The 11,743-nt window shown below is 61.2% G+C and carries 11 protein-coding genes; 6 read left to right on the top strand and 5 right to left on the bottom strand.

From position 1 onward, the window contains the following. Nucleotides 1–60 precede the first annotated feature (60 nt). The gene (gene radC, locus BBF94_RS06235) at nucleotides 61–735 is read left to right on the top strand and encodes a RadC family protein (RefSeq protein WP_065258171.1); all 675 of its coding nucleotides are present in this window, start codon (nucleotides 61–63) and stop codon (nucleotides 733–735) included. A gap of 139 nt (nucleotides 736–874) precedes the next feature. On the opposite strand, the gene BBF94_RS06230 is transcribed toward radC, so the two are convergent. Next, nucleotides 875–2,461, bottom strand: coding sequence for an ABC transporter substrate-binding protein (locus BBF94_RS06230; protein WP_065258170.1), 1,587 nt, complete (start codon nucleotides 2,459–2,461; stop codon nucleotides 875–877). A gap of 446 nt (nucleotides 2,462–2,907) precedes the next feature. Here BBF94_RS06230 and rpmB point away from each other — a divergent pair, with 446 nt between their 5' ends. Then, nucleotides 2,908–3,141, top strand: a complete 234-nt coding sequence (rpmB, locus tag BBF94_RS06225; RefSeq protein ID WP_003229474.1) for a 50S ribosomal protein L28 — start codon at nucleotides 2,908–2,910, stop codon at nucleotides 3,139–3,141. An 11-nt stretch (nucleotides 3,142–3,152) separates the two neighbouring features. After that, a complete protein-coding gene (rpmG, locus tag BBF94_RS06220) occupies nucleotides 3,153–3,308 on the top strand; it encodes a 50S ribosomal protein L33 (protein WP_003177274.1) in 156 nt (51 codons plus the stop codon). A 72-nt stretch (nucleotides 3,309–3,380) separates the two neighbouring features. Here rpmG and BBF94_RS06215 read toward each other — a convergent pair whose 3' ends face one another. Continuing rightward, on the bottom strand, nucleotides 3,381–3,743 hold the full coding sequence (locus BBF94_RS06215; RefSeq protein WP_065258169.1) for a cupin domain-containing protein: 363 nt from the start codon (nucleotides 3,741–3,743) through the stop codon (nucleotides 3,381–3,383). Between the two features lie 235 nt (nucleotides 3,744–3,978). Between BBF94_RS06215 and BBF94_RS06210 the strand changes: the two genes are divergently transcribed. Both BBF94_RS06210 and BBF94_RS06205 read left to right on the top strand, forming a co-directional pair. Next, nucleotides 3,979–5,472, top strand: a complete 1,494-nt coding sequence (locus BBF94_RS06210) for an aldehyde dehydrogenase (protein WP_065258168.1) — start codon at nucleotides 3,979–3,981, stop codon at nucleotides 5,470–5,472. Between the two features lie 187 nt (nucleotides 5,473–5,659). Then, on the top strand, nucleotides 5,660–6,805 hold the full coding sequence (locus BBF94_RS06205) for an MFS transporter (RefSeq protein WP_065258167.1): 1,146 nt from the start codon (nucleotides 5,660–5,662) through the stop codon (nucleotides 6,803–6,805). A gap of 21 nt (nucleotides 6,806–6,826) precedes the next feature. Here BBF94_RS06205 and BBF94_RS06200 read toward each other — a convergent pair whose 3' ends face one another. Both BBF94_RS06200 and BBF94_RS06195 read right to left on the bottom strand, forming a co-directional pair. After that, entirely contained in the window at nucleotides 6,827–8,395 is a 1,569-nt protein-coding gene (locus tag BBF94_RS06200; protein WP_065258166.1) for a phospholipase D family protein, read from the bottom strand. Between the two features lie 60 nt (nucleotides 8,396–8,455). Continuing rightward, entirely contained in the window at nucleotides 8,456–9,877 is a 1,422-nt protein-coding gene (locus BBF94_RS06195; protein ID WP_065258165.1) for an aminotransferase-like domain-containing protein, read from the bottom strand. A 180-nt stretch (nucleotides 9,878–10,057) separates the two neighbouring features. Here BBF94_RS06195 and BBF94_RS06190 point away from each other — a divergent pair, with 180 nt between their 5' ends. Further along, the gene (locus BBF94_RS06190) at nucleotides 10,058–10,303 is read left to right on the top strand and encodes a DUF1127 domain-containing protein (RefSeq protein ID WP_065258164.1); all 246 of its coding nucleotides are present in this window, start codon (nucleotides 10,058–10,060) and stop codon (nucleotides 10,301–10,303) included. Nucleotides 10,304–10,337: 34 nt separating this feature from the next. On the opposite strand, the gene BBF94_RS06185 is transcribed toward BBF94_RS06190, so the two are convergent. Then, complete coding sequence (locus BBF94_RS06185; RefSeq protein ID WP_065258163.1) at nucleotides 10,338–11,648, bottom strand: NAD(P)/FAD-dependent oxidoreductase; 1,311 nt, start codon at nucleotides 11,646–11,648, stop codon at nucleotides 10,338–10,340. Between the last annotated feature and the right edge of the window lie 95 nt (nucleotides 11,649–11,743).

The following is an 11,743-nucleotide window of genomic DNA, read 5'->3' as shown; positions in this document are numbered from 1 at the left end:
TGGGCTACGATATCACAGCGACCGCTATGGAACAGCGGCGCCCATAGACAAGGAGTGTGTATGAGTATTCGCGATTGGCCGGCGGCGGAAAGGCCGCGGGAGAAGCTGCTTGAACAGGGCTCGGGAAGTCTTTCCGATGCCGAATTGCTGGCGATTTTTCTACGGACCGGCGTATCCGGTAAAAGCGCGGTGGATCTGGCGCGACACTTGTTGAATCAGTTCGGCAGCCTGCGTGCGTTGCTGGAGGCTGATCTCGGCGCGTTCAGCGAGCAATTGGGTCTGGGGCCGGCGAAGTTCGCCCAGTTGCAAGCCGTGCTGGAGATGGGGCGGCGACACTTGGCCGAGCGTATGCGGCAGAAAACGGCGCTGGAGAATCCGCAAGTAGTCCGTGATTACCTCAAAGCCATGCTGCGCCACGAGCCGCACGAAGTGTTCGGCTGCCTGTTTCTGGATTCCAAGCATCAAGTGCTGACGTTCGAGCCGCTGTTTCGCGGCTCCATCGACAACACAGCCGTACATCCCCGCGAAGTGGTGAAGCGCTCGCTGGCCAACAACGCGGCGGCTGTGATCCTGTGCCACAACCACCCGTCGGGGAACAGCGATCCCAGTCAGGCAGACCGTGTGCTGACCAAGCGCTTGCAGAAGGCTCTGGAGCTGATCGACGTTCGGGTGCTCGATCACTTCATCGTTGGTGACGGGGAACCGTTGTCGATGGCGGAGTGTGGCTGGATGTAATCGAGACTCAGAAAGCGAGGTGAATCCCTGTGGGAGCGAGCCTGCTCGCGATGGCGTCATATCAGTCGATGCATTCGGTGACTGGTCTGGCGCTATCGCGAGCAGGCTCGCTCCCACAGGAGATTTGTGTTGTGGTGGATTACTTGAGGGTGACCTTGGAGTAATCCTGCCGACCGAACGGGCTCACCGAATAACCCTGCACATCCTTGCGCGTCAGCGCATACGCCGTCGGATGCGCCAGCGGCAGCCACAAGGCCTGCTGCTGGATCTGCGCCTGCGCCTGTTCGTAGAGCTTGGTGCGCACGCCCTGTTCGCTGGTGGTCTTGCCGGCGCTGATCAGCTTGTCCAGGTCGGCGTTGCAGTAGCGGGCGAAGTTGGTCCCGGACTTCACCGCTGCGCAGGAAAACTGCGGGGTGAGGAAGTTGTCCGGGTCGCCGTTGTCACCGGCCCAGCCCATGAACAGCAGGTCATGTTCGCCGGCCTTGGCCCGACGAATCAGTTCACCCCACTCGATCACACGGATTTCCGCCTGAATGCCGATTTCCGCCAGATCCGATTGCAGCAGTTGCGCGCCAAGGCTCGGATTGGGGTTGAGCAGGCTGCCGGACGGGCGCGTCCAGATGGTGGTCTGGAAACCGTCCTTCAGGCCGGCCTTGGCCAGCAAGGCTTTGGCTTTGTTTACGTCGTGCGGGTAGCCCGGCAAATTCCTGGCATAGCTCCAGGTATTCGGCGGGTAAGGGCCGTTGGCGGGTTCGGCGGTGTCCTCGAACACGGCCTTGAGGTAGTTGGCCTTGTCGAAGGCGAGGTTGATCGCCTGACGCACTTCCGGCTTGTCCAGTGGGGGATGCTGGCTGTTGATGCCAACAAAAGCAGTCATGAACGCGTCAGTCTTTTCGACTTTCAGCGCCGGTTCTTCTTTCGCGGCTTGTACGTCCAGTGGTTTGGGCGACAGGGCAATCTGGCATTCGTTACGCCGCAGCTTTTGCAGGCGCACGTTGGCGTCCGGGGTGATGGCGAAGATCAGCGGATCCACCGCTGGCTTGCCGCCGAAATAATCCGGGTTGGCCTTGTAGCGGATCGATGCGTCTTTCTGGAACCGGCTGAACACGAACGGCCCGGTGCCGATCGGCTGGCTGTTGAGCTTGTCGGTCGCACCGGCTTTCAGCAGTTTGTCGGCGTACTCGGCGGAGTAGATCGAGGCGAAGCCCATGCTCAGGGTCGCCAGGAATGTCGAGTCCGGATGGTCGAGGGTAAAACGCACAGTCAGCGGATCCAGTGCGTCGATCTTCTTGATCAGGCTGGGCAACTGCATCGACTGAGCGTGGGGAAAGCCGCTCTGGGCGACCTTGTGCCATGGATTGGCCGGGTCGAGCATGCGGTCGAAGCTGAATTTGACGTCTTCGGCGGTCAGTTCGCGGGTCGGCTTGAAGTACTCGGTGCTGTGGAATTTCACCTGCGGGTGCAGTTTGAATATATAAGTGAGGCCGTCGGTGCTGACTTCCCAGCTGTCGGCCAGGCTCGGGACCACCTTGCCGGTCGCCGTGTCGAAGTCCACGAGGCGGTTCATCAACACATCTGCCGAAGCGTTGGTGGTGGTCAGCGAGTTGTACTGCACCACATCGAAGCCTTCAGGGCTGGCCTCGGTGCAGACGCTCAGGGCGGCGGCATGGGCCAGTGGGCTCAGCAAGAGCGGGGCGAGCAGCAGGGGGAGGGCAGCGAGGCGCATGGTCGGCTTCCTTTACAGATCGAAGGCCCATCTGCAAGTGCAGTCTGGAAAAGGCCTACCCTAGTGGTCGCGATTGCAAATGACTATCCCCTTTTTGCTTTTTCGGGGCCTGGGAGCGGGGAAATTGTCGGAAATGGCGGCAGGAAAAGTCGCGATTGCAGGTATGATCGATTTTCTTCGACGAATGGTAAAAATTGCCGGCAGCCTTTACCCAAGGCGCTTGCAGGCAGGAAAAACGGCTTTTTAGCCATTCATTGCACACGGAAAGTTGTTGCTCCGTGGTCTTTCTGGTATAAAGCAGCGCTCTTTTCTAGGGGCCCGGTTCCTTCGCTTGTAGGTGTAGCCGGTAAGACCTCTAAAGAATCGCGGCGCCTGGCGCCACAATGACTAGAGATTAAGCGGCCAACCCATGCCGGGTTGGGCATGTGGTTTTAGAGGGCTGAGGCATGTCTAGAGTATGTCAAGTTACCGGTAAGGGTCCGGTAACCGGGAATAACATTTCCCACGCAAACAACAAAACCCGTCGTCGTTTCCTGCCGAACCTGCAGCATCACCGCTTCTGGGTTGAAGAAGAGAAACGTTTCGTACGCCTGCGCGTTTCCGCCAAAGGCATGCGCATCATCGACAAGCGTGGCATCAGCGTTGTGCTGGCCGAGCTGCGTCGCGACGGCAAGATCTAAGGGAGCTAATCATGCGTGAATTGATTCGTTTGATCTCGAGCGCCGGTACTGGTCACTTCTACACTACCGACAAGAACAAGCGTACTACTCCGGACAAAATCGAGATCAAGAAATATGATCCGGTTGTTCGCAAGCACGTGATCTACAAGGAAGGCAAAATCAAGTAATTGATTTTCCCGACCGACAAAAAAGGCCCGTATCTCACGATACGGGCCTTTTTTGTTGCCTGGCGAAAGGCATCAGGCCTTCTGTTCAAAGATCACATAGACCTTGCGGCAGGCTTCCAGCACTTCCCAGGTGCCACGGAAACCGGCCGGAATCACAAAGCGGTCACCCACGCGCAGGGTCTTGGCGTTACCTTCGCTGTCTCGCAGCACCGAAACGCCCTGCAGGATTTCGCAGTATTCATGCTCGGTGTAATTCACGGTCCACTGACCGACCGCGCCTTCCCACACACCGACGCCCATCTGCCCGCAAGGGCTGTCGTACTGATTGAACACCGCCTGCTCGGGATCGCCTTTGAGTACTTTGGCCGAGTCCGGGCGGTAGCGCTCGGCCTGGTCCATGGTCAGGCTGATGTCGACGACGTTCTGGATGTTCATTGTTGTTTTCTCCTGTAGTGACGGCGCGGTGGCTTGAGGGGCCAAAGTCTATGTTTATTAAAATGAACACCGCAAGGCCGTATCGCGAGCTTATGTCAAATATATTGAAACAAACCCGGCCGCTGGTTTAGGGTGGCGGGTGCCTCGGGCCGAAAACAGGCTGGCCGGGCAGAATTCCTGAGGTCGCCGGCGAAGATCGCGCGGCGCTCTTACTCAACAAGAGGAGGACACTCGAATGACCACCCTGACTCGCGCCGACTGGGAACAACGCGCCCGTGACCTGAAGATCGAAGGTCGCGCCTACCTCAATGGCGAGTACACCGATGCCGTCTCCGGCGAGACTTTCGAGTGCATCAGCCCGGTCGATGGCCGTCTGCTGGGCAAGATTGCCAGCTGTGACGCCGCCGACGCCCAGCGCGCCGTGGAAAACGCCCGCGCCACCTTCAACTCCGGCGTCTGGTCGCGCCTGGCGCCGACCAAACGCAAAGCCACCATGATCCGTTTCGCCGGCCTGCTCAAGCAGCACGCCGAAGAACTGGCCCTGCTCGAAACCCTCGACATGGGCAAACCGATCAGCGATTCGCTGTACATCGACGTTCCGGGCGCGGCGCAAGCGCTGAGCTGGAGCGGTGAAGCGATCGACAAGATCTACGACGAAGTTGCCGCTACGCCGCACGATCAACTGGGTCTGGTGACCCGTGAACCCGTGGGTGTGGTCGGTGCCATCGTCCCGTGGAACTTCCCGCTGATGATGGCCTGCTGGAAGCTGGGTCCTGCGCTGTCGACCGGTAACTCGGTGATTCTCAAACCGTCGGAAAAGTCTCCGCTGACGGCCATCCGCATCGCCGCCCTGGCAGTCGAGGCCGGTATTCCGAAAGGCGTGTTCAACGTGCTGCCAGGTTATGGCCATACCGTCGGCAAGGCGCTCGCGTTGCACATGGACGTCGATACCCTGGTGTTCACCGGTTCGACCAAAATCGCCAAACAACTGATGATCTATTCCGGCGAATCGAACATGAAGCGCATCTGGCTGGAAGCCGGTGGCAAAAGCCCGAACATCGTGTTTGCCGATGCGCCGGACCTGCAGGCTGCGGCCGAATCCGCCGCCAGCGCCATTGCCTTCAACCAGGGCGAGGTCTGCACCGCCGGTTCCCGTCTGCTGGTCGAGCGATCGATCAAGGACAAATTCCTGCCGATGGTGATCGAGGCGCTGAAAGCCTGGAAACCGGGCAATCCGCTGGACCCGGCCACCAATGTCGGTGCGCTGGTCGATACCCAACAGATGAACACCGTGCTGTCCTACATCGAGTCGGGCCACACCGACGGCGCCAAACTGGTGGCCGGCGGCAAGCGCATTCTTCAGGAAACCGGTGGCACCTACGTCGAGCCTACGATTTTCGACGGCGTGAGTAACGCGATGAAGATAGCCCAGGAAGAGATCTTCGGCCCGGTGCTTTCGGTCATCGCCTTCGACACGGCCGAGGAAGCGATCAGCATCGCCAACGACACACCTTACGGCCTGGCGGCAGCGGTCTGGACCCAGGACATCTCCAAGGCGCATCTGACTGCCAAGGCCCTGCGTGCCGGCAGCGTGTGGGTCAACCAGTACGATGGCGGCGACATGACTGCGCCGTTCGGCGGCTTCAAGCAGTCGGGTAACGGCCGTGACAAGTCGTTGCACGCGTTCGACAAATACACCGAGCTGAAGGCGACCTGGATCAAGCTGTAAACCGTTGAGGGGAGCCCGGGCACCCCGGGCTCCCTGACGAAACAGAGATCCCATGTGGGAGCGAGCTTGCTCGCGATAGCGGTGTATCCGTCAGCACATCTGCTGAATGTGAAACCGTTATCGCGAGCAAGCTCGCTCCCACAGTGTTTTGTGGTGCACATAACAATTATCCACAGGAGCGTGGACCATGCGTTGGGCGACGTATTTCGCCGTGTTGGCGTCTGTCTTGAGTGTTGGCCTGGCCCTTGGCGTCAGCATGCCGCTGGTGTCGTTGCGTCTGGAGGGCTGGGGTTACGGTTCGTTCGCCATCGGTGTGATGGCGGCGATGCCGGCGATTGGCGTATTGCTGGGAGCGAAGGTGTCGAGTCATCTGGCGGCGCGCTTCGGCACGGCGAACCTGATGCGTCTGTGCCTGTGGGGCGGGGCATTGTCCATCGGTCTGCTGGCGCTGCTGCCGAGCTACCCGATCTGGCTGGTGCTGCGCTTGATGATCGGGGTGATCCTGACCATCGTCTTCATCCTCGGCGAAAGCTGGATCAACCAGCTGGTGGTCGAGCAGTGGCGCGGACGGCTGGTGGCGCTGTATGGCAGCAGTTATGCGTTGAGCCAACTGTCCGGTCCGTTGCTGCTGGGCGCGCTCGGCACCGAACATGATTACGGCTTTTGGGTCGGGGTCGCTCTGCTGATGACTTCGCCGTTGTTGTTGCTGGGTCGCAGCGGGGCGCCGAGCAGCGAGGCCAGCAGCGTGACCTTCGGCGATCTGTGGGGTTTCAGTCGCGAGTTGCCGGCGATCGCCTGGGCGGTGTCGCTGTTCGCCGGGTTCGAGGCGATGATCCTGACCTTGTTGCCGGTGTACTGCCTGCAACAGGGCTTCACGGCGGAAATCGCGCTGGCGATGGTCAGCACCGTGGTGGTGGGCGACGCGCTGCTGCAATTGCCCATCGGGGCCCTGGCCGACTACCTGTCACGGCGAACCCTGTTTGCCGGTTGCGCGGTGGTGCTGATGTTGTCGAGCCTGGCGATTCCCATACTGCTCGACACCTTGCTGATCTGGCCGTTGTGGGTGCTGTTCGGCGCCAGTGCCGGTGGCTTGTTCACCCTGTCGCTGATCCTGATCGGCGAGCGCTACCGCGACGACGCGCTGGTACGCGCCAATGCGCATGTCGCGCAGTTGTGGGGTGTCGGTTGCCTCATCGGGCCGCTGGCAGCGGGGGCGGGCAGTCAGTGGATCAGCGGGCATGCGCTGCCGTGGCTGATGGCGGCCGGAGCGTTCGGGCTGGTGATTCTGTTGTCGCGGCAAGGGGCGTTCGGCAAGGTGCCGGAGCCCGCTTGACAGGCCCCCCGGGGCGGATGGCTAAAGCATCCGCTCCAGTCCCACCGTGGTGCTGAACCACGCATTGAAGCGCCGCCACCAGCTGCCGGGTTCCTTGGTCAGCGTGTGCATCTGGCCGTTGTCTTCGGTGACCCAGACGAGTTTCCCGTCCTGCAGTTTTGCCTCGTAACTCAGCGCCGGCGCCATGCCCTGCAAGGCCAATTCCCGGACATGGGCAGCCAGTTCGGGGCTGTCCACCAGCACGCCGACTTCGGTGTTCCACAGCACCGAACGCGGGTCGAAGTTGAATGAGCCAATAAACGATTTTTTCCCGTCGAAGATCATCGCCTTGCTGTGCAGGCTGGAGTCCGAGCCACGAAACGATTTGCTGTAAAACAGGTGCGGGCCACTGCCGAAGTTATCCCCAGGCTGGCGTCGCAGTTCATACAACTTCACGCCATGTTCCAGCAACGCCTTGCGATAGGGCGCGTAACCCCCGTGCACCGCCGGCACATCGGTGGCTTCCAGTGAGTTGGTCAGCAGGCTCACCGACACGCCCGCATCGGCCCGCCCGGTCAGGTAAACCAGCCCCGGCTGGCCCGGCACGAAGTAGGCGGAAATCATCATGAGCTCTTTGCTCACGCCCCGCAGCTCTGGCGCCAGTTGCGTGGTCAGCAGCAGCTGCGGGTCTGGTTCGCCGTCCGCCAGCACCTTGCTCGGTGCGTCCCACAACGCCTGGTTCCAGGCCCAGATCAGTTCCCGCCGCCAGATGTCCATGCGCGGATGCGTGGTGAAGGTCATCAGCTGTTGGTAGAGCGCGTGGTTCTGTTTGCGGGTTTCCTCCAGGGATTCTTCCAGGCGCGTGCGGGTGTTTTGCAGATCCCTGGCCGAGGGCTTGCTGGAGAGGAATTCCTCGATCGGTTTGCTCAGGGCGCTGTTCCAGTATTGATCGAAGCCGTGCCCGAGTTGTTCGGCGACCGGTCCGACGCTGAGCATGTCGATGTCGGTGAAGTTCAGGTTGGGCTCGGCATCGAAATACTCGTCACCCAGATTGCGTCCGCCGACGATCGCGGCGCTGTTGTCCGCCAGCCACAGTTTGTTGTGCATTCGTCGGTGTTGCTGCGACAGGTTGAACAACCGGCCGGCAGCGCGGGTCACGCCGGTGCTGCGGCCCAGGTGCAGTGGATTGAACAGGCGGATCTGGATGTTCGGATGCGCCGCCAGCGTGGCAATGATCAAATCGAGGCCGTCGCTGGTGGTGTCGTCCAGCAGGATCCGCACCCGCACGCCACGGTCGGCAGCCTTCAACACTTCTTCCACCAGCATGCGGGTGCTGATGCCGTCGTGGACGATGTAGTACTGCAGGTCGAGGCTGCGTTGAGCGTTGCGGATCAGCTCGGCGCGGGCGGTGAAGGCTTCGGTGCTGTTGGACAGCAGGCGGAACCCCGACTGACCTTTGTACGGCGCGGCCTGGGCCTGGATGGAACGCCCGAAACTCGATGCCGAGGCCGGCAATGCCTGGCTTGGCTCGCGCGGCACGTCGAGGGTCGCGCAACCGCCCAGGAGCGCGGCGAATAAAGGCAGGGCAAGCAGGGGCTGTCTGAGGCTCACGCGGGATCGTTCCGATTGGCGGCAAGGGTCGGCATTTGGACGCGGGGCTCTTGAAAAAGGTCAGTCGGTTTCAGCGAGCAATTTGATCGCCGCTGCACCGACCTTGCGCACGGCTTCTTCGATGAGCGGTGTCGGCTTGGCAGCGTAGTTCATGCGCAGGCAATTGCGATACTTGCCCGAGGCGGAAAAAATGCTGCCGACGGCAATCTGTACGCCCTGATCGTGCAGCGCACGATTCAGTTTCAGGGTATCGAAACCTTCCGGCAGTTCGACCCAGAGCATGAAGCTGCCCTGCGGACGGCTGGCGCGGGTGCCGGCAGGGAAATAACGGGTCACCCAGTCGATCATCACGTCGCGATTGCGCTGATATTGAGTGCGCATCCGCCGCAAATGCGGTTCGAAGTGCCCGGCCTTGAGAAATTCGGCGATGGCGATCTGTGGCTGTGGTGCGGTGGAGCCGGTGCTGATGTATTTCATGTGCAGCACCCGTTCGAGGTAGCGACCCGGCGCGACCCAGCCGATGCGCAGGCCCGGCGCGAGGGTCTTGGAAAACGAGCTGCACAGCAGCACGCGGCCGTCTTCGTCGAAGGATTTGATCGTGCGCGGACGCGGGTAGGTGTAGGCCAGTTCACCATACACATCGTCCTCGATGATCGCCACGTCGAAGCGCTGTGCCAGCGTCAGCAACGCGCGTTTGCGCGACTCCGGCATGATGTAGCCGAGCGGGTTGTTGCAGTTGGGCGTGAGCTGGATGACCTTGATCGGCCATTGCTCCAGCGCCAGTTCCAGGGCTTCGAGGCTGATGCCGGTGAGCGGGTCGGTGGGGATTTCCAGGGCTTTCATGCCCAGCCCCTTGAGGGTCTGCATGGCGCCGTGAAAGCTTGGCGAATCCACCGCGACGATGTCGCCCGGCTCGCAAATCGCGTGAATGCTGGTGGACAGCGCTTCGTGGCAACCGGTGGTGACGACGAGGTCGCTGGCGCTCAACTGGCAGCCGGAATCGAGCATCAGCCGGGCGATCTGTTCGCGCAGTTCGAGGGTGCCGTGGATGTTGTCGTAATACAGACCGGGCATGTCCTGACGGCGGCTGATACGGGCCAGTCCGCGCAGCAGCGGTTTCATCGTCGGTGACGAAATGTCCGGCATGCCGCGACCGAGTTGCACGACGTCCTTGCGCGGTACGGCGCGAATCAGTTCCAGCACCTGATCCCACTGGGAAATCTCCACCGGGCGCTGGGCTGGACGCCCGATGGCCGGCAGTTCGGGAAGCTCGCGGCCGACCGGCACGAAGTACCCGGATTTGGGTTTCGGGGTGGCCAGGCCGCTGTCTTCCAGCATTCGGTAGGCCTGCTGCACCGTGCTCAGGCTGACCCCATGTTCTACGCTCAAGGCGCGTACCGACGGCAGGCGATCACCAGGACGGTAGAAGCCTTGTTCGATGCGGGTGCCGAGCAGTTCGGCAAGGTTCACATACAGGGTCATGGCACTGCCTCGATGCAGGTGATTCGAAAAACCAGTACAGATGCGGCGTAAATCGACAATTCAGTCCCGGAGACAGCAAATCTGTATGGAAATAATACAGATGCGTTGAATCTGTAATGCTTTAGTCGGCCCGCGCATCATGGAATCTCTGGCTACCCAAGTAAACAGGAGCGACAAAAAATGAATGGCTTGAGCGATGTGCGGCTGACGTTACACAGTCAGGAACTGGAGGCGGGGCAACAGGACAAGGCGCGCAACGAGATATTGCGCAACGCACCGTCCGGCCTGAGTCGCTGGGGCCTGTTCTGGCACCGTCTGCACACGCGCAAGGCCCTGCTCGGGCTGACGCCGGAGCAGCTCAAGGATGTCGGGCTGACCCGGGAGCAGGCGCTGGAGGAGGGGTTGAAGCCGTTCTGGCGGATCTAGAAGGATCGTTCCCACGCTCTGCGTGGGAACGAGCTCAGACCAGCTCTTTGAGCCGATGCCACAACATCCCCAGTGCCAGCAGCGGCGAGCGCAAATGCTTGCCGCCGGGGAAGGTGATGTGCGGCACTTTGGCAAACAGATCAAAGCCACCGCTGTGCTGACCGCTGATGGCTTCGGCCAGCAATTTGCCCGCCAGGTGTGTGGCATTCACGCCATGGCCGGAATAGGCCTGGGCGTAATACACGTTCAGCTGATCGCTTAGCCGGCCAATCTGCGGCAGGCGGTTGGCACCGATGCCGATCATCCCGCCCCACTGATAATCGATCTTCGCTGAGGCGAGCTGCGGGAACACTTCCAGCATTTTGGGCCGCATGTACGCGCCGATGTCCTTTGGATCACGCCCCGAATAATGGCAGGCACCACCGAACAGCAGGCGCCGGTCCGCCGAGAGCCGGTAGTAATCCAGCGCCACCCGCTGGTCGCAGACCGCCATGTTCTGCGGCAGCAGTTCCCGAGCCTGTGCTTCGCTCAGGGGTTCGGTGGCGATGATGTAGCTGCCGGCCGGCAGCACCTTGCCGCTGAGTTGCGGATTCAGGTTGTTGAGATAGGCATTGCAGCCGAGCACCAGCGTTTTCGCTCGCACCGAACCTTGTGCAGCGTGTACCCGGACTTCGGGGCCGTAGTCGATGCGGGTGACCGCCGATTGTTCGAACAGTTTGACGCCCAGTCGTTGTGCCGCCGCCGCTTCGCCCAGCGCCAGGTTCAACGGGTGCAAATGACCGGAGCCCATGTCGATCAGGCCGCCGACGTAACGCTTGGAGCCGACGACCGTGTGCATTTCGTTCGCTTGAAGCAGACGGGTTTCGTAGCGGTAGCCGAGACTGCGCAGTTCTTCGGCGTCTTCGGCGAAGCCTTCCAGGTCGGACGGTTTGTTGGCAAGGTCGCAGTAACCCCAGGTCAGGTCGCAGGGGATCTGAAATTTCTCGACGCGCTGTCGGACGATTTCCACTGCTTCCAGCCCCATGAGTTTCATCTGACGCACACCGTCGGCGCCGATCACGTTGGCGAACTGGTCGAGGCCGTGACCGACCCCGCGAATCAGTTGCCCGCCGTTGCGGCCGCTGGCGCCCCAGCCGATCCGGTGCGCTTCCAGCAGCACCACGCTCAAGCCGCGTTCTGCCAGTTCCAGCGCGGTGTTCAGCCCGGAAAAACCACCACCGACCACGCACACATCCGCAGTCAGCTCACCCTGCAGCACCGGATGGTCGGGCTGCGGCAGGCTGCTGGCGGCGTAATAAGAGGCAATGTGGGGTTGGCTCGCGAAGGCGTGGGCGCGGGCATTCATGGGCGTCATCCTGAACGGGTGTCGAGAAAATTTGACGGAGCATAAGCCGCAGGCCCGAGGCCGGGCAACATCGGTCGGCCTGTAGTGTCTGGATC

Source organism: Pseudomonas bananamidigenes (genome assembly GCF_001679645.1).
Taxonomy (GTDB): domain Bacteria; phylum Pseudomonadota; class Gammaproteobacteria; order Pseudomonadales; family Pseudomonadaceae; genus Aquipseudomonas; species Aquipseudomonas bananamidigenes.
The sequence above is the reverse complement of the archived record's forward strand: the minus strand, read 5'-3'. Positions and strand labels throughout refer to the sequence as shown.